The 15,973-nt window shown below is 35.4% G+C and carries 20 protein-coding genes; 3 read left to right on the forward strand and 17 right to left on the reverse strand.

Annotation, left to right across the window (positions count from 1 at the left end; genetic code table 11):
• From JJQ93_RS12735 to JJQ93_RS12765, 7 genes are all read right to left on the reverse strand, one after another.
• Nucleotides 1–653 (reverse strand): PAS domain-containing protein (locus tag JJQ93_RS12735; RefSeq protein ID WP_274894109.1); only part of this gene is annotated, 653 nt, incomplete at its 3' end.
• 53 nt (nucleotides 654–706) lie between these two features.
• Nucleotides 707–1,072: a DUF1667 domain-containing protein gene (locus tag JJQ93_RS12740; RefSeq protein ID WP_274894110.1), complete on the reverse strand. Its 366-nt coding sequence runs from the start codon at nucleotides 1,070–1,072 to the stop codon at nucleotides 707–709.
• Nucleotide 1,073: 1 nt separating this feature from the next.
• Nucleotides 1,074–2,342, reverse strand: a complete 1,269-nt coding sequence (locus JJQ93_RS12745) for an NAD(P)/FAD-dependent oxidoreductase (protein WP_274894111.1) — start codon at nucleotides 2,340–2,342, stop codon at nucleotides 1,074–1,076.
• Nucleotides 2,343–2,345: 3 nt separating this feature from the next.
• Nucleotides 2,346–3,827, reverse strand: coding sequence for an NAD(P)/FAD-dependent oxidoreductase (locus JJQ93_RS12750; RefSeq protein ID WP_274894138.1), 1,482 nt, complete (start codon nucleotides 3,825–3,827; stop codon nucleotides 2,346–2,348).
• Between the two features lie 145 nt (nucleotides 3,828–3,972).
• Complete coding sequence (glpK, locus tag JJQ93_RS12755; protein WP_085112338.1) at nucleotides 3,973–5,463, reverse strand: glycerol kinase GlpK; 1,491 nt, start codon at nucleotides 5,461–5,463, stop codon at nucleotides 3,973–3,975.
• Nucleotides 5,464–5,505: 42 nt separating this feature from the next.
• Nucleotides 5,506–6,240 (reverse strand): MIP/aquaporin family protein, encoded by a 735-nt coding sequence (locus tag JJQ93_RS12760; RefSeq protein ID WP_085112339.1) that lies wholly within the window; start codon nucleotides 6,238–6,240, stop codon nucleotides 5,506–5,508.
• Between the two features lie 73 nt (nucleotides 6,241–6,313).
• Complete coding sequence (locus tag JJQ93_RS12765) at nucleotides 6,314–6,883, reverse strand: glycerol-3-phosphate responsive antiterminator (RefSeq protein WP_085112340.1); 570 nt, start codon at nucleotides 6,881–6,883, stop codon at nucleotides 6,314–6,316.
• Nucleotides 6,884–7,087: 204 nt separating this feature from the next.
• Between JJQ93_RS12765 and JJQ93_RS12770 the strand changes: the two genes are divergently transcribed.
• From JJQ93_RS12770 to JJQ93_RS12780, 3 genes are read left to right on the forward strand one after another with little or no spacing between them, the layout of a single operon-like run.
• Nucleotides 7,088–7,447: an ArsR/SmtB family transcription factor gene (locus JJQ93_RS12770; RefSeq protein WP_085112341.1), complete on the forward strand. Its 360-nt coding sequence runs from the start codon at nucleotides 7,088–7,090 to the stop codon at nucleotides 7,445–7,447.
• Between the two features lie 2 nt (nucleotides 7,448–7,449).
• On the forward strand, nucleotides 7,450–8,526 hold the full coding sequence (gene arsB, locus JJQ93_RS12775; protein ID WP_085112342.1) for an ACR3 family arsenite efflux transporter: 1,077 nt from the start codon (nucleotides 7,450–7,452) through the stop codon (nucleotides 8,524–8,526).
• A gap of 16 nt (nucleotides 8,527–8,542) precedes the next feature.
• The gene (locus JJQ93_RS12780; RefSeq protein WP_085112343.1) at nucleotides 8,543–8,953 is read left to right on the forward strand and encodes an arsenate reductase ArsC; all 411 of its coding nucleotides are present in this window, start codon (nucleotides 8,543–8,545) and stop codon (nucleotides 8,951–8,953) included.
• A gap of 53 nt (nucleotides 8,954–9,006) precedes the next feature.
• On the opposite strand, the gene JJQ93_RS12785 is transcribed toward JJQ93_RS12780, so the two are convergent.
• The 10 genes from JJQ93_RS12785 to JJQ93_RS12830 all read right to left on the reverse strand — a co-directional run bounded on the left by JJQ93_RS12785 (nucleotide 9,007) and on the right by JJQ93_RS12830 (nucleotide 15,918).
• Nucleotides 9,007–9,636, reverse strand: a complete 630-nt coding sequence (locus JJQ93_RS12785; protein WP_464852089.1) for a glycerol-3-phosphate acyltransferase — start codon at nucleotides 9,634–9,636, stop codon at nucleotides 9,007–9,009.
• Between the two features lie 18 nt (nucleotides 9,637–9,654).
• The gene (locus JJQ93_RS12790; RefSeq protein ID WP_085112345.1) at nucleotides 9,655–10,740 is read right to left on the reverse strand and encodes a glycosyltransferase family 2 protein; all 1,086 of its coding nucleotides are present in this window, start codon (nucleotides 10,738–10,740) and stop codon (nucleotides 9,655–9,657) included.
• Between the two features lie 42 nt (nucleotides 10,741–10,782).
• Nucleotides 10,783–11,697: a cation diffusion facilitator family transporter gene (locus tag JJQ93_RS12795; protein WP_085112346.1), complete on the reverse strand. Its 915-nt coding sequence runs from the start codon at nucleotides 11,695–11,697 to the stop codon at nucleotides 10,783–10,785.
• A 148-nt stretch (nucleotides 11,698–11,845) separates the two neighbouring features.
• Nucleotides 11,846–12,202, reverse strand: a complete 357-nt coding sequence (locus JJQ93_RS12800) for a heterodisulfide reductase subunit A-like protein (RefSeq protein ID WP_274894113.1) — start codon at nucleotides 12,200–12,202, stop codon at nucleotides 11,846–11,848.
• 65 nt (nucleotides 12,203–12,267) lie between these two features.
• Nucleotides 12,268–12,474, reverse strand: coding sequence for a 4Fe-4S dicluster domain-containing protein (locus JJQ93_RS12805; protein ID WP_014758088.1), 207 nt, complete (start codon nucleotides 12,472–12,474; stop codon nucleotides 12,268–12,270).
• A gap of 153 nt (nucleotides 12,475–12,627) precedes the next feature.
• Nucleotides 12,628–12,912: an ArsR/SmtB family transcription factor gene (locus JJQ93_RS12810; protein ID WP_085112350.1), complete on the reverse strand. Its 285-nt coding sequence runs from the start codon at nucleotides 12,910–12,912 to the stop codon at nucleotides 12,628–12,630.
• 85 nt (nucleotides 12,913–12,997) lie between these two features.
• On the reverse strand, nucleotides 12,998–14,032 hold the full coding sequence (locus JJQ93_RS12815) for a lysylphosphatidylglycerol synthase transmembrane domain-containing protein (protein ID WP_240495811.1): 1,035 nt from the start codon (nucleotides 14,030–14,032) through the stop codon (nucleotides 12,998–13,000).
• Nucleotides 14,033–14,047: 15 nt separating this feature from the next.
• On the reverse strand, nucleotides 14,048–15,013 hold the full coding sequence (pdaA, locus tag JJQ93_RS12820) for a delta-lactam-biosynthetic de-N-acetylase (protein WP_274894114.1): 966 nt from the start codon (nucleotides 15,011–15,013) through the stop codon (nucleotides 14,048–14,050).
• A gap of 66 nt (nucleotides 15,014–15,079) precedes the next feature.
• Complete coding sequence (gene cas4, locus JJQ93_RS12825) at nucleotides 15,080–15,652, reverse strand: CRISPR-associated protein Cas4 (RefSeq protein ID WP_274894116.1); 573 nt, start codon at nucleotides 15,650–15,652, stop codon at nucleotides 15,080–15,082.
• The gene (locus JJQ93_RS12830; protein ID WP_085112352.1) at nucleotides 15,649–15,918 is read right to left on the reverse strand and encodes a hypothetical protein; all 270 of its coding nucleotides are present in this window, start codon (nucleotides 15,916–15,918) and stop codon (nucleotides 15,649–15,651) included. The genes cas4 and JJQ93_RS12830 overlap by 4 nt, the downstream gene beginning before the upstream one ends.
• Nucleotides 15,919–15,973 lie beyond the last annotated feature (55 nt).

A 15,973-nucleotide genomic window follows, 5' to 3' on the forward strand; every position in this document is an offset into this window, starting at 1 on the left:
AGTTCTCCTTCAAGGTACTCGATTTGCGGAAAATCTTGAAATACCACCAATGATCCAGTAATGTTGCCTCCAGCATAAATAGGAGTCATGTTTAAAAAAAGCGTCTTTTCACCTATGACGTATTTTTTGTTTAAAAACTCACTTCCATATTTTAAGACTTGACTTACATCTATATCTGTCATAACCTCACTTATATTTTTGCCAATTGCCTTATCAAGGCTAAAGCCTGTTATTTTTTCAGACGCCTTATTAAATATAGTTATGATTCCATTATCGTCCGTAGCAATTATGCCAACTGCAATGGAGTTAAATATTTCTTCGTACGCAATAGACGTATTCTTTAAAAGCTCATATGTTCCACTCTCGTCATTTACCTTTTTTAAATCCACTAAAAAAATCTTTTTAATCTCTTCCATTGAAGAAATGCAGTTATCTCCTTCTACGATTATATCGATATCATCGCCTTCTGATGCAAAAAAAGTTATCATGGAAAGCATGCTATTGGCAGGCACAAGCCTTGCGCTTTCAGCTTTTTTAAGCATAACTTTGACATTGTCCTTTTTGCATACGTCATTTACTCTCCTGACTATCATTGCAGATATTTGCGAGTGTATATTAATTGGAGACTTTATTCTCTCACAAATTTTCTCCATACTTTGCATTCCTTCCTCATTAAAATGTATCATAATTGATAAACCAAAAACAATTATTTGCTGTAAAGATTTCTCGTTGCAATAACATCTACACCAGTATTTAAGATGTTTTTGACAACGACATCTCCTACATTAATCGGTGGCTTTAAAGTTATTTTAGATAGCTCCAATACGGCTTTGCCGATAAGCTCTTTTGGAATTGGCTCTTTAGTCCTGACAGAAACTACTGGAAGATGACCCATTTCAGCCTTTACTATTGTAGTCAGAGTCCTTTTGGGGGCAACTATCTCATCTTCAGCATACTTTAAGCCTCTTTTGCATTCGTATCCACTGACATTTACGATCTTATTTTCTTCAATTTCCACAACCAAGCGACAACCATTAGGGCAGACAATACATGTTAACTCCTTTTTTATCATTTTACACCACCTCTACTTCGAATGTGATTTCATCTGCAGGAGATAGATCATCTCTTAAAAATTTTTCCTTTGGCACATCTATTAATATCATCTCTCCTGGTGTTAGCCTCTGCATTTTTTTCCTGACTATATCTCTGTCGCCTGATTTCACAGCGATATAAGCATTTTTATACACATCAGTAGGCCTCATGTGAAATTTAACTTTTGCATCTATATTCTCATAATTTACTATTTGCGGCACCACATATCTAATGCCTGAACCAGCTTTCGCAATGATGTATCGGCCTTCTTTTATTAACATATTATTAATGTACTTTACTGCAGAATCAGCCGCCAGCCTTGCTTCTTTTGTAACATTGTCCACAAGATCGTGCACTTGCAACACATTGCCACAGGCAAATATCCCTTCCACATTCGTCTCCATGCTTTCATTCACAAGCGGTCCCCCAGTAACGGGATCTAATATTATGCCTGCGCTTTTTGACAGTTCATTCTCAGGAATCAAACCTACAGACAATATTAAAGTATCACAACTTAAGTATTTAGCCGTGTTTAATATTGGCCTCTTGTTTTCATCTACCTGTGCTATCGTCACGCCTTCAACTCTTTCTTTGCCGCGTATTTCTATCACAGTATGACTTAAAAGAAGCGGTATGCCAAAATCATCTAAACACTGAACAATGTTTCTGGTAAGTCCACTGGAATAAGGCATAAGTTCAACAACGGCTTTTACTGTAGCACCTTCAAGTGTAAACCTTCTGGCCATTATAAGTCCGATATCGCCAGAACCCAATATTACAATCTCTTTGCCAGGCATGTATCCTTCCATATTTACATACCTTTGTGCCGTCCCAGCCGTAAATATCCCTGCAGGTCTTGTGCCAGGTATGCTGATTGCCCCTCTTGGCCTTTCTCTACAGCCCATCGCAAGTATTATCGCCTTAGCTTTAATCTCCATGACGCCATTTTCTTGATTTACTGCTTTAACTACTTTATCGCTTGATATGTTTAATACCATCGTATTAAGCATAATCTTTATCCCATATTTATTTACCTTTTCTATAAATCTTTCTGCGTATTCCGGACCAGATAATTCTTCTTTGAATTCGATAAGTCCAAATCCATTGTGTATACACTGCTGAAGTATTCCTCCTGGATAGCTGTCCCTTTCGATTATCAAAATGTCTCTTACACCTTTTTCATACGCTTCAACTGCTGCTCCAAGTCCTGCAGGACCTGCACCAATTATTACTATATCGTATTCCATCATCATCTACACCTCGCTTTTTAATAGTTCTTTGTACAAATTTGCGACGTATTCTTTCGCTTTGGCTGTTAAAATATTTGAATTGCCGCCAAACTTTGTGACACTAAGGGGATCTACATTAAGCTCTCTTGACAGAATCTCTAACACTCTGGGACTGCAAAATCCACCTTGACATCTGCCCATGCCAGCTCTAACACGCCTCTTTACGCCGTCAATGCTTTTTGCTCCAACAGGTCTTCTTATGACATCAATTATCTCACCTTCAGTAACTGTTTCACATCTGCAAATGATCTTTCCATAAGCAGGCTCTCTCTTTATCAGTTCATTTCTTTCTTCATCTGTCAATTCATTAAAGCGGATGACAGGCTTTCTCTTGGGATTAAAATTATCTTTTTCAGCCATTTTAAGTCCTGCATCTTTAAGAATTTCTCTTACCATCTCCGCAATTGCTGGTGATGATGTGAAACCAGGTGATTCAATGCCTGCTACATTTATAAACCCTTTAACATCTGATTCGCCTATAATAAAATCTTCCCCATCCACATCTGGCACAGCTCTTACGCCAGTAAATTGTGTTATCGTCTTCCTTTCGTTAAATTTTTCAACGCTTTTTTTGGCACCTTTTATGGCCTTCTCCAATCCTTTGTAAGTAGTCTTTCGAAATTCCTTATTGATTATATCCTCAGATGTAGGCCCTATAAGCAAATTTCCATCAACAGTTGGCGACACCAGTATTCCTTTCCCCATCTTTGTAGGAACCTGAAATATAACTGTATTTGCCAAATAACCTTCTTCTTTATCTAAAATCAAATATTCGCCTTTTCTTGGATGAATCGAGAAATGTTTATCGCTTACCATGTTGTTTATCACATCTGCATAAAGCCCCGCCGCATTTACTACGTATTTGCTAAAATACTCACTGTCTTGCGTTTTTACCCTAAAAACATCGTCTTCTCTATCTATAGATACGACTTCTTGATTAAATACAAATTCGACGCCGTTTTGTGCAGCGTTTTCAGCCAAAGCTATTACAAAACCGTAAGGACATATAATGCCTGCTGTCTTTGCATATAAAGCAGCAACAATTGTGTCGTTTATGTTTGGTTCAATTTCCTTAACCATATCTGAAGATATAATAGACATATTCTTGACGCCATTCTTTAGCCCTCTATCATACAATTTATAAAGGCTATCTACTTCATCTTGTGAAAATGCGGCAACAAGTGAACCAACTCTTTTCATTGGAACATCCAAATCTTTGCAAAGCTCATCAAACATTTCGTTTCCTCTTACATTTAGCTTGGCTTTCAATGTGCCAGGCACTGGGTCGTATCCAGCATGAAGTATGGCACTATTGGCTTTTGATGCACCACCTGACGCAACATCATCTTCTTTTTCTATAAGCAGAACTTTAATGTCGTATTTAGATAATTCTCTGGCAATTGATGAACCTACTACACCGCCGCCAATTATTATGACATCGTACATTTTACCATCCCTTTCAGCTACCAAAATTAATCTTAAAAAAAGACAAAGCCATATATAGCCGGCTCTCCGGTTATATATGGCTCTCCTATTCTCCGCCATCCTAATATTCAATTGTATCTTTTGTTTATCAATTTAATTATACCACTTAATTAGCCCAATTCATAGACCTTTCTACGGCTTTTTTCCATCCCGCATAAAGTTTTTCTCTTGTTTCATCGTCCATATTAGGCTCGAAATGTCTGTCAACGCCCCAATTCTTTGCTACTTCTTCTCTGCCGCTCCAGAAGCCTGTAGCAATACCCGCAAGATATGATGCGCCTAATGCAGTCGTCTCTATGACAGTAGGTCTATCTACAGGCACGCCAAGTATGTCTGCCTGGAATTGCATCAAGAAGTTATTTGCTGATGCTCCTCCGTCAACTTTTAATGCACTTAGCTTTATGCCAGAATCATCCTGCATAGCCTCTAAGACGTCTCTTGTCTGATACGCCAAAGATTCTAACGTTGCTCTTATTATGTGCTCTCTTTTCACACCTCTTGTCAATCCCAAAATCGCGCCTCTCGCATACATATCCCAGTATGGTGCACCTAATCCCACAAATGCCGGCACTACGTATACTCCATTTGTGTCACTGACCCTTTGAGCGTATTCTTCACTTTGCGGTGAATTGTCAATTATCTTAAGCTCATCTCTTAGCCACTGTATAGCAGCACCAGCTATGAATATACTTCCTTCTAAGGCATATTCAACTTTATCGTCGATGCCCCATGCTATCGTGGTAAGCAACCCATTCTTAGACGGTACAGCCTTTTCACCTGTATTCATAAGCATAAAGCATCCGGTTCCATAAGTATTCTTAGCCATTCCTTTGTCATAGCAGGTCTGACCAAATAGTGCTGCTTGTTGGTCACCTGCATCACCTGCTATAGGTATTTCAACGCCAAATATGTTTTTGTCCGTGTATCCGTATACATAGCTGGACGGTTTAACATCAGGAAGCATCGATTCTGGAATGCCAAGATATTCTAATATGTCCTTATCCCACTTCAATTCGTATATGTTGAAAAGCATCGTACGAGAAGCATTAGAATAGTCTGTCACATGTGCCTTTCCACCAGTCAAATTCCAAATTAACCAGCTATCAATATTTCCAAAGTAAAGATCGCCATTTTCTGCTTTCTCCCTTGCGCCTTCTACATTATCAAGTATCCATTTTATCTTCGTACCTGAAAAATAAGCATCAACTACAAGACCTGTCTTTTTTAGAATTTCTTTGTCAAACCCACTATTTTTGATTTCATCGCAGATAGGTGCAGTCCTCCTACACTGCCAGACTATCGCATTGTACACCGGTTTGCCTGTATTTTTATCCCAAACCACAGTCGTCTCTCTTTGATTTGTTATGCCGATTGCTGCAATGTCTTCTGCTTTAATCCCAGTTTTCTCAAGCACCGCCTTAGCCACTTCTATCTGAGAATCCAAAATCTCCATAGGGTCGTGTTCAACCCATCCCGGATTAGGGTAAATCTGCGTAAACTCCTTGTTTTGTGATGCAACTATGTTTCCACTGTGATCAAAGATTATTGCCCTTGAGCTTGTGGTGCCTTGATCTAATGCCATTATATACTTTGACATGCTACGTTCCCCCTATATTCTATATTTCATCCTTTATAAATTTTACAACATATTTATGAATGCCTGATATATCAAAGCTCCTAAAATACCTCCTACTATAGGTCCAAATAACGGAACAATAAGACCATATCCCCAATCAGAATCTCTCTTGCCTGGTATCGGCAATACAGCATGTGCAAGCCTTGGTCCTAAATCTCTCGCTGGGTTTATAGCATAACCTGTTGGACCACCAAGTGTAAGACCAATAACCCAAATTAAAATACCTACTAAGAATGCACCTAATGCCCCAACTTGATTGTGCTCATTTGTTATACCCAGTATTCCAACTAATAGCATTGCAGTTCCAATGACCTCTGTCAAGAAATTGTAAAACAGATTTCTGATGGCTGGAATTGTGCAAAAAACACCAAGTTTTGAATTCTTGTCTTCTGTAGCATGGAAGTGATCTCTATATGCCACATATACAAGCAAAGCTCCTACAAATGCTCCTAAAAATTGAGCTACAATATATCCCGGAACTTGCGACCAAGGGAATTTACCTAAAACCGCCAATGATATTGTCACTGCTGGATTAAAATGAGCTCCACCTATCCATCCCGTAATATACACAGGTACAGCAACTGCAAAAGCCCATCCTGCTGTTATGACTATCCAACCACTATTTTGACCTTTTGTCTTATTTAGTACAACGTTTGCAACAACGCCGTCACCAAGGAGAATGAGTATCATGGTACCAAAAAACTCGGACAAAATCTTGCCAAACAATGATATTTCCATAAAAACCCCTCCGTTTAAATTTTTAAATTTTTCCTAAAATCTGATCTATGCTCTCAATACCACCACCTCCTTGTCAGTCGATAAACCAAAGACTTTTTTCGCTTGTAGAAACTGCTACTGCACCAGAAGAAAGAGCATTTATCACATCTTCTTTTGTTTTAACTAAACCGCCTGCAATGATAGGTTGATACACTTCCGTAGTAAGCTTTTTCGTCACATCATGTGCAACACCTGGCATCACTTCTATTGCAGTTGGTTCAATCTGCTTAATTGAATTTAAACCTGTTTTTAGCGCTTGCGTATCCAGTAGAAAAATGCGCTCAATACAAGGAATATTCAACTCCTTAGCATATGTAAGTATATTAGTACGCGTAGAAATTATGCCATCTGGTTTTACTACTTCTTTAAGATACTCCACCGCCTTATAATCTTTACCAAGCCCTTCTACTAAATCAAAATGAATGAATGCTGTTTTCTCATGTGATTTAATGTCATCAATTGCATCTTTCAATATCAATATATTACTTGTCAACAAAAATATTACTTCACAGTTAGATGAGTAAACATCTTTTAAATCCTCTAAATTTCTTATGGCTGCGATAATGGGAAAATTTTTGATCCTTTCGATAATAAAATTCTCCACTTCAATTCCTCCTATCATTTTATAAATGCAAATTGTATGCCAACACATCTTCATTTATTTTAGCATATACGGAATTAATAAGTTGATATATATTATCAATTTTATGCTTTTACATGGTATTTAATATCAATATCAATTTGACAGTTTTAATTTGTTAAGCTATAATATGAGTATAATCAAATATAATCATAAGGAGGGTAGCTATTGAATATTGTTGGCGTCTTTAAGGCATTATGTGATGAAAACAGATTGAGAATATTTAACCTCTTATCACAAGACACATTATGTGTATGTGATATAGAAGCCATTTTAAACATGACTCAATCAAATGTTTCCCGCCATCTAAATAAGCTAAAAAGCGAAGGAATCATAGCATATGAAAAAAAAGCCCAGTGGGCTTATTACAAAATTGATGATAATTTTATAAAAGAAAATAAATTATTGTATGATTACCTTATTAGCACATTAAGAAATCATCCAAAATTTGTAGAAGACAATGAAAATTACAAAAAACATAAGGAAAGCAATATATCTTGCGAACAATTTACAAAGAAAGGAAATTGACATTGAGAGAAAGCAAAAGAAGATTATCTTTTTTAGACAAGTTTTTAACTGTATGGATTTTATTAGCAATGATCATTGGTATTTTGATAGGATACATTTTCCCTAATTTTGCAAATGTGCTTAATAAGCTTAGCATAGGAACAACGTCGATTCCAATTGCAATTGGGCTTATTTTAATGATGTATCCACCACTTGCAAAAGTTAAATACGAAGAAATAGGAAAAAGCAAAACTTCAAAAAAACCTTTTAAAATTGCAATCTTATACAACTGGTTTATAGGACCTTTGGTGATGTTTTTGCTCGCCATTATATTTCTTCACAATTATCCACACCTAATGATAGGTGTAATACTGGTAGGACTTGCAAGATGCATTGCAATGGTATTGGTCTGGAACGATTTAGCAGATGGTGATAGAGATTTTGTTGCTCTTTTGGTAGCTTTCAACGCTATATGGCAGGTAATCACTTATTCCATTTTTGCTTACGTATTTATAAAAATACTTCCTCCGATTTTCGGTATTAGTACCAAAGCAATTAATTTAAATATTTCTATAAAAGATATTGCTACGTCTGTCCTTATATATCTTGGTATCCCATTTGTTGCAGGGGTTCTATCGAGATTGATACTTGTTAAAGCTAAAGGTAACACGTGGTATGAAAAGAATTTTATACCTAAAATAAGTCCTATTACTCTTATAGCTCTTTTATTCACGATTATTGTTATGTTCTCCCTAAAGGGAAAATATATAGTAACTTTGCCTTTGGAAGTTTTAATGGTAGCCATCCCGTTGACGCTATATTTCATTATAATGTTCTTGCTGGGATTTTTCACGTCGTACAAATTAAAATACGGATATTCAGAAAGTACAACTGTTGGTTTAAATGCAGCCAGCAATGACTTTGAATTGGCAATAGCAGTTGCAGTCGCAGTTTTTGGCCTTAGTTCAAATGAAGCTTTTGCAAGTGTAATTGGCCCATTAATAGAAGTTCCTGTGATGCTTATGTTAGTAAACGTAGCATTGTATTTTAGGAAAAGGCTCAACTGGAATACAAATAAAAAATCAAATACAGAAAGATAAGAGAGGAGAATTTAGTATGAAGGTAAAAGTAGCTTTCATCTGTGTAGCAAATTCATGCAGAAGTCAAATGGCAGAAGGTTTTGCAAAACATTTAGGGTCAGATATATTAGAAGCCTATAGCGCTGGCACAAAACTTGCTGAAATGGTAAATCCAAATGCGGTTGAAGTCATGAAAGAAGTAGGCATCGACATAAGTAATCACAATCCAAAACTTTTAGATGAGATACCGCCAAAAGTGGACATCTTGATTACTATGGGATGCAATGTAGAATGCCCGTATATACCTTGCAAGTTAAAAGAAGACTGGGGCTTAGATGATCCCGATGGGAAACCAATAGATGAGTTTAGAAAGACAAGAGACATAATCGAATCAAAAGTTAAAGAACTCATCAAAAGAATTAAAAATAATGAAATAAACTTAAATTAACGCATATCCACAATACCCTTTTTCTATTTAAGCCAGCAAGTTTTCTTGCTGGCTTATCTCGTAACAGCGTTTTTTTCATGACGTTTCTCGTAAAAATCTTTATAAAGCTTATAGAGCTTTTCCTTATTTGTATATGTAATGATGAGAAGATTAGCAAACCATATATCATAAATATACATCTGGTATGATTTGTAATAAAGAAATAATACCAAAGTCAACATCCCAACCACAGCCATCAATCCATCTAGTTCAGATGATGTAGCTTTTCCCTTGTTTAAAATGACGGCTATGACATACAATATCGCCAATATGACGGCGTATGCAATAGACACTCTAAACGATGTTAAAGCACTCCATACGCCAAACGTAACAGCTATTCCCTTACCACCACGCCATTTTAGAAAAGGAGAAAAAACATGACCTAATATAGTAGCGACAGCCACAGGAACTATTTCGGTACCACTAATGTATCCCTTTGCCATCATGAATGACAATGGAAAGTACCCCTTTAAAAAGTCAAGGACAACTCCTAAAATACCAAATTTATATCCAGCCGCATGCCACAAGTTAAAAGCACCGGGATTTCCATCACCGTAATGACGTATATCTTTTAAAGCCAATAATCCTAACCAGTACGAAAACATCATTGAACCGCTTAGAAATCCTATTAAGACAAAAAGCATTATCAACGCAATCCCCCCTTAAACCTTAATTCTTCTCCCCTTCCATGTGACATATCCTAAAAAGAAAACTTGGTACAATGAGTAAAACATGATGTATATAAAAAATAGCGATGATAATATATGAAATAAAGGAACTATGATGCCATAACGCCCTGTCCAGTTGTCTATATAAATTATCTGCAATGTGTACATAATGTAAAGCACCAAAAACAAACCAAACAAATCACTTTTATAAAATGCAAGAAATGGAGTAATAAACTCTACCGCCAATAAGCCTATAAGCCATAGCGCAATAAAAATTGTCGTCATAACTTCTAATTTGGATGTGCTTAATATCGCTCCTTTTCCAAACCCCTCTACTTCACTTTTTATACCGTATGGATACATCCTAAACGAAATAAGATCGTATCCTATGAAATTCTGGACATTTATACCATTTGACGTAAATCTCTCTCCTAAATTTAAATCGTCCAAAAGCTCTCCCTTTATACTGTGATGTCCGTTTACCTTTTCATAATCTTCACGAGATACGACAATACAAGAGCCATACATTCCTTTTCGTGGATTGTATTTTTCAAATGGCGATGTAAATGCAAAAATCCCCAAAATATATGGTATCAATGAAAGCTTTTCATAAAATTTCTCAGGGCTATGATATGGTACAACAGATATAGCTCCATTTACCTTCTCCCTCGCTTTCGCCAATGACTCCAAAGCACGGGGAGATAGCCTAACATCAGCATCGATGAATGCAAATACATCGCCTGTAGAATTTTTATATCCATTCCACAAAGCCCACGTCTTCCCAGTCCAACCATCTGGCATTTCTGTATTTTTCATCACTTTGACACCGTAACTTTCAGCGATCTCAAAAGTCCTATCTGAGGAAAAATCATCAACTACAATTACTTCATAAGGCATATACGTCTGATTTTTTAAAGACTCAAGTATATATGGGAGATTTTTCTCTTCATTTCTTGCAGGGATTATGACAGAAATTTTATACTGCTTTTCAAGAGGCTGATTGTCATACGGCACCTTCAAATTTCTAAATAAAACAAAACCAGAAATAATGCCTAAAAACAAAAAAGCACTGACTATCATTTCGCATCACATTCCTCTCCCACTTTAAATTGCAGAAATGTGTTAATTAATAGTATCATCAACCTTTTTTATCAAGCCAACATCTTCACAACATTCGTACTCCATCTGCAATGTAACATGGTGTATGTCAAACAATTCATCTAAAACAATTTCAATCTGTTCCATCACCTCTTTTGATTGACTTACTTTAACATCATCTTTTAAATTTACATGGCATTCAAAATGTACATCGTCGTCATTTGTCTGCCAAACATGAACATGGTGAATATTTTTTACATTTGGTAATTTCTCAATTTCTCTTTTTACGATTTCTAAATTTATGTTTTCAGGTGTGCCTTGCATAAGTATGCTTACGGATTCGTTGATTATTTCAAAGCTTTCTTTAATTATATATATGCCAATTAAAACCGTCAATAGCGGATCTATCCAATAAATTTTAAAAAAATATATACATATTCCTCCAATGACCACTCCTACAGAAGACAATGCATCTGACAGAAGATGTACATAGGCAGAACGAATGTTGAGATTTTCTTCTGCATTTTCTTTAAGCAGAAATACTGATAGTGCATTTGCCAAAAGACCTATTAGTGCGACTACAATCATTATAGCTCCATTGATAGGCTCTGGATTGAAAAACTTTATATAAGCCTCCTTAAACAAGAATACAGATATTACAACTAAAACAACTGAATTGAAAAGAGCTGCAAGAATCTCCGCTCTCTTATATCCAAACGTCATTCTTTCATTATTTTCCCTTTGTGATATTAACATAGCAAAATAACTAATTATAATAGATATAGCATCGCTAAAATTGTGCAGCGCATCTGATATGAGGGATAGACTTCCTGAAAATAACCCTCCAATAATTTCTGCTGCTGTTATTGAAAAATTCAAAAACATCGTTGTTATTAAGCTTTTCTTAGTTTTAACTTCATGTTCATGATGATGAGCCATTTTAACAACCTCCCAATTTTTTAAACTATATTAAAATCTTTGTTTTATATTATAGCATACTACTTTCACTTTACATTATCTTAAAAAATAAAATGCTGCATCTAAAAATCCTGCAGCACTTTTTTACATATAACTTATTTTTTACAACTCATTTTTCTTTAACAGCCTTTTTAATCTCATTGATTACTTGCTCTGTGTTCATATTTCTTATTTCTATGCCGATATGCTTTTCTCTGTCGAATCCTACTGCGTCAAAAGCATCCCTGTACATTTTTCTCTGCATCACTGGATCGCATGCAGCGACGTATAACTCATCTATGTCTGCACCTTTCAAAAGTTCACGTAAATACCTGTCACCATCCTCTGCGCAAAGCTGTGGGTGCAATCCTACCCATTCAAATATATTTTCTCTTCTCAATGTGTTTAAAACTTCGAATGTGTCCATATCCTGAAATGAAGGACATGTGCCTTGGCATACACATAAAAGCAATCCCTTTTTACTCATTTTATTATTCCCTCCAATTAAATTTATAATTTTTTAAAATCTTTAAGCGAGATTGTAAATTAAGCTTATTTATTGTCGCCAAAATAAGATATAGCATCGTTATCACATATCTTCTGGCAACCTCTGCAAAATTCTACACAGTTGTCAGGATTTATTACAAGCGGAAAACCATCATCACCTATTGTGTAAACATCGTGTTTGCAGAAATTAACACACTGATAGCACTGTATGCATTTATCGTGGTCAATGATTGGATACCAATTTTTAGCCATGCTTTTCACCTCCTCTCCCACCACTATTTTTATATATTTATTCGGTTTTTCAGATTATATTGATAAAAAAATAACTAATTTGCTTTTAAACATATAATTGAACAATTTTTATTTCTTTATTCGGTTATTCGAATATATAAGATAAGCAAATGCTTACTCCCCAACTATTTTCTTAACTTCATCTATAATTTTAACGATGTCCTTGTTTTTAAGAGTATAATAAATCTTAGTCCCTTCTCTTGAATCTTTTACTATCCCATTTGCTCTTAACACCATAAGATGTCTTGAAATATGAGATTGGTCAAGATTCAAAACAGCCATCATTTCACAGACGCACATCTCATTTCTGCTTAGAAGCTCTATTATCTTAATTCTTGTCGGATGTGACAGTGCTTTAAAGTACTCAGCCGTCTTATCGTACAAATCAATTGTTACCATGTTATCACCCTTCCCAACTAATTATATTCGTTTTTTCGAATAAAGTCAACAAAAAGATTTTTTAAGGCGCAATGACTTAAAATAATCATTCAGCGCCTAACGGCTTGTCTTTATCTTTTCTCATCATCAAGAAAAATCCTATTCCTGACGCAATCAAGTATACATAGTATGTGAAAAACCTCCAAATGCCTATGAATACTCCTAACAAATGGTGCGGTACAATATTTGAAAATATGCTGGCAAAGCCAACTTCAACAAATCCTGCCCCACTTGGTATCACATTATAAGCAAGAATATCGTAAAATATAATTTGCCTTGATATGACAGCTAAAATGTTGAATTTTATGTTCATCGCTATCATCAAAATTGGTGCAATGCTGTAAAACAAAGTCCAAAAAAGCATAGCATACAAAAGCTGTGATATTAAAAGCTTTCCTCCCGAACTTACCATGAAAAGTTCATTAAATCTGTGATTGTACTCAATAATTTCAGTTTTTGTATTTTCAAAAAACTTTTTATACCTTTCACCTGAGAAAAACCTTATGCCAGCAATCAAATTCACTACAGAGATCAAAAAAGCTGGCCTCAATATTATATAGACAAGAGCTATCAATAAAAGCAAAAGTATAAATGAAACCAATATAGCAAATATAGACAAAGCATGTGTAAGCTCCAACTGCTTTCTAAAGAAAATCAGCAGAATAGGAGGTATGGTGCCGAAAAAAATACCTGAAAACAAAATCTTGGCTGTAAAAATCATAAGACTTTTATTTGGTGGTATCTTTTTTTTGTTTAAAAGGTAAATAGTTATTGGAAGTGCACCTGAACCAAATGGAGTTATATAACTGAAGAAAAAAGTAGCCAAATTGAACTTAAATAGATATCCAACGCTTAGATCTTCTCCTAACGCCAAAAGTAAGTCCCTTATCCTATAAGTATCAACCATCAAGCTTAAAAAAATAAAAAGCAGCATTATGCCAATGTATATAGGATTTATATTCATAACATCTTTTAAGCCCTGATACCCCGAAAATTTCATTATGATGGCTATAGCGCCAAAGCTTAAAATGAACGCAACAGCCATCATGTAAAAATTCTTCCTCTCTAATATATGATTCAAAATTATCCCCTCGCTTTATTCGCTTATATCATCTAAAGTCTTAAATACATATCCCTGCGCTTTTATATCTTTTAATATCCTATCAAGAGCCATCGTATCATCTTTTGAGACAGCATGAAGCAGTATTACTGCTCCTGGATGAATTCTGGCCATAACGGTATTGTAGCTTTCATCAGGACCTCCTGGCAGTGGCTGCCAATCAGCAAGAGCAAGACTCCAAAACACCGTCTTATACCCTAAAGACTTTGCTATATACAATGTCCTTTCGCTGTACTCACCCATAGGTGGCCTCAAATAATGCATATCTTTTCCCGTAAGCTCTTTAAACATTTCAGCAAGACCAGTTATCTCGGTTTTAACTTTTTCATCTGAAAGCTTAGGAAGACTGGGGTGATTTACCGTATGATTGCCTACTATATGTCCCTCAGCCACCATTCTCTTTACAAGATCACCATGCTCTTTAATATACGGACCCGTTACAAAAAAAGCCGCTTTTACATTATTTGCCTTTAATATATCAAGAATTTTTGGTGTATATCCGTTTTCATATCCTTCGTCAAATGTCAAGTACACGTATTTTTTTGTTATGTCTCCTGTAAATATTCCATCGTATTTTTTTATAAGACTCATAGCTTTCGATGTAATCTCAGGCGTCTTGTGATCAGGTAACACCCTCATACCCCATCCGTACAATGTATTATCAAGGCCTTGTGTATTTATCAGAGAATTACTGTACACATCGCTATTCACAGTGTTGTTTTCCGCAGTCTTAGCATTACTAACATCGTTAGAAGTATTTTTAACTGAATTTTCTTTCCCATTATTGCTTGCCACACTGCTATTTGTCTTCACATTCACACTTGGCTTTTGAACAGACTTCTTTTCCACGTTTGTTGGATTTTTGGTTTTTAAAAAGCTGCAAGACGCTGTCGATAAAGCCATCACTATGACAAAAAATAAAACACCTAACTTTTTTAACATTTTATCATCCTCATTTCAAAAATATCTTCTTACGTATTTTTTGCATTCAGATGTTTTGTATTCTTATCAGATTTTTACTTTGCTTCCTTTATATATCTCGCACACAGTGTCTCTACATGGGCAAAATCTGCACTTTAGAAAATCCCCTTCCACATCAGGGAAAAACTTTTCTTCTTCTAAAAGTCTCATCTCTTTTATAATTTTAATAAGTTCTCTTCTAAGATCTTTAGTATTATATACTTCAAACATCGTATTTTGATAGACGATTCTACCCCGTCTTACTTTTTTACCAAATTCTTCTTCTATTATCAAAAAATAAGCAGTCAATTGCATCACATCTTTCAAAAACGGGGAATGTCCTTCGGCTTTTGAACTTTTTAGCTCCAACGGTATCAATTCATTCCCAACATCGTAAATATAATCTGGCTTTCCACTTATGCCATATTTGGGAGATTTTAAAAGCTTGCTGTACATAACGCCGTCCTTTTTTACCTCTTCCTGCTTATCTATGTATATAAGCTTTCCTCTTTTGAAACCGATTGTCCTTTTCATCTCCTTATAAGGAGGTCTTTTTTCTGCAATCTCCTTCAAGATGACGTAAAGTATTAAAAGTGTAAAGACAAAATTTAACACTATCATTTCAAAAACCCTATTACAATAGCTACCAAAGCCAAGAGAATCAATATGGCAATGGCTATTTTCTTGTATTTTAACCTTACAATATCTCTATAGTATTTCTCATGATACTCAATGCCTTTTTTAAAGTTGCTATCTTCATACCTTATGCCGTTTTTTTCTCTCAATTCATTTATATATTTATGTCCGTACTTTTTCTCATAGTACCACTGATATGGGCAATACAAGTATTGATTTATCTCAGAAGCAGATATGTATTTGTTTGACATATTATCACCATTCTAAGCAAAAATAAAAACATTGCAGATCATTCCACAATATTAA

The sequence above is a fragment of the Thermoanaerobacterium sp. R66 genome (assembly GCF_028895185.1).
In the GTDB taxonomy this organism is placed as follows: domain Bacteria; phylum Bacillota; class Thermoanaerobacteria; order Thermoanaerobacterales; family Thermoanaerobacteraceae; genus Thermoanaerobacterium.

Excerpts from the sequence above, each read along its gene's own strand:
- JJQ93_RS12790 (WP_085112345.1), bottom strand. The coding sequence starts at position 10,740 with ATGATAGTCAGTGCTTTTTTGTTTTTAGGCATTATTTCTGGTTTTGTT.
- JJQ93_RS12745 (WP_274894111.1), bottom strand. The coding sequence starts at position 2,342 with ATGATGGAATACGATATAGTAATAATTGGTGCAGGTCCTGCAGGACTT.
- JJQ93_RS12810 (WP_085112350.1), bottom strand. The coding sequence starts at position 12,912 with ATGGTAACAATTGATTTGTACGATAAGACGGCTGAGTACTTTAAAGCA.
- JJQ93_RS12795 (WP_085112346.1), bottom strand. The coding sequence starts at position 11,697 with ATGGCTCATCATCATGAACATGAAGTTAAAACTAAGAAAAGCTTAATA.
- JJQ93_RS12780 (WP_085112343.1), top strand. The coding sequence starts at position 8,543 with ATGAAGGTAAAAGTAGCTTTCATCTGTGTAGCAAATTCATGCAGAAGT.
- JJQ93_RS12740 (WP_274894110.1), bottom strand. The coding sequence starts at position 1,072 with ATGATAAAAAAGGAGTTAACATGTATTGTCTGCCCTAATGGTTGTCGC.
- pdaA (WP_274894114.1), bottom strand. The coding sequence starts at position 15,013 with ATGTTAAAAAAGTTAGGTGTTTTATTTTTTGTCATAGTGATGGCTTTA.
- JJQ93_RS12760 (WP_085112339.1), bottom strand. The coding sequence starts at position 6,240 with ATGGAAATATCATTGTTTGGCAAGATTTTGTCCGAGTTTTTTGGTACC.
- glpK (WP_085112338.1), bottom strand. The coding sequence starts at position 5,463 with ATGTCAAAGTATATAATGGCATTAGATCAAGGCACCACAAGCTCAAGG.
- JJQ93_RS12805 (WP_014758088.1), bottom strand. The coding sequence starts at position 12,474 with ATGGCTAAAAATTGGTATCCAATCATTGACCACGATAAATGCATACAG.
- JJQ93_RS12830 (WP_085112352.1), bottom strand. The coding sequence starts at position 15,918 with ATGTCAAACAAATACATATCTGCTTCTGAGATAAATCAATACTTGTAT.
- cas4 (WP_274894116.1), bottom strand. The coding sequence starts at position 15,652 with ATGATAGTGTTAAATTTTGTCTTTACACTTTTAATACTTTACGTCATC.
- JJQ93_RS12750 (WP_274894138.1), bottom strand. The coding sequence starts at position 3,827 with ATGTACGATGTCATAATAATTGGCGGCGGTGTAGTAGGTTCATCAATT.
- JJQ93_RS12800 (WP_274894113.1), bottom strand. The coding sequence starts at position 12,202 with ATGAGTAAAAAGGGATTGCTTTTATGTGTATGCCAAGGCACATGTCCT.
- JJQ93_RS12785 (WP_464852089.1), bottom strand. The coding sequence starts at position 9,636 with ATGCTTTTTGTCTTAATAGGATTTCTAAGCGGTTCAATGATGTTTTCG.